The following is a 527-nucleotide window of genomic DNA, read 5'->3' on the forward strand; positions in this document are numbered from 1 at the left end:
CCACGATCGTCATCATCGTCGTCATCACGGCTGCGGCCACGACCTCGACCACCTGAGCGGCCACCGCGATCATCATCATCGTCATCATCACGGTTGCGGCCACGGCCTCGACCACCTGAGCGGCCACCGCGATCATCATCGTCGTCGTCATCACGGCTGCGACCACGACCTCGTCCGCCTGAGCGGCCACCGCGATCATCATCGTCGTCGTCATCACGGCTGCGACCACGACCTCGTCCGCCTGAGCGACCACCGCGATCATCATCATCATCGTCATCACGACTGCGACCACGACCTCGACCACCTGAGCGGCCACCACGATCGTCATCATCATCGTCGTCATCACGACTGCGACCTCGGCCTCGACCACCTGAACGGCCACCGCGATCGTCATCATCATCGTCGTCATCACGACTGCGACCTCGGCCTCGACCACCTGAGCGGCCACCGCGATCGTCATCATCATCGTCGTCATCACGACTGCGACCTCGGCCTCGACCACCTGAACGGCCACCGCGATCATCATC

1 protein-coding gene is annotated in these 527 nt (G+C 63.2%); it reads right to left on the reverse strand.

Annotated features, from left to right (window positions below; translation table 11 throughout):
• A partial coding sequence (locus tag KTI79_RS19110) for a hypothetical protein (RefSeq protein ID WP_262468851.1) occupies positions 1-527 on the reverse strand: 527 nt, incomplete at both ends.

The sequence above is a fragment of the Acinetobacter sp. WU_MDCI_Abxd143 genome (assembly GCF_025514195.1).
Taxonomy (GTDB): Bacteria; Pseudomonadota; Gammaproteobacteria; order Pseudomonadales; family Moraxellaceae; genus Acinetobacter; species Acinetobacter pittii_H.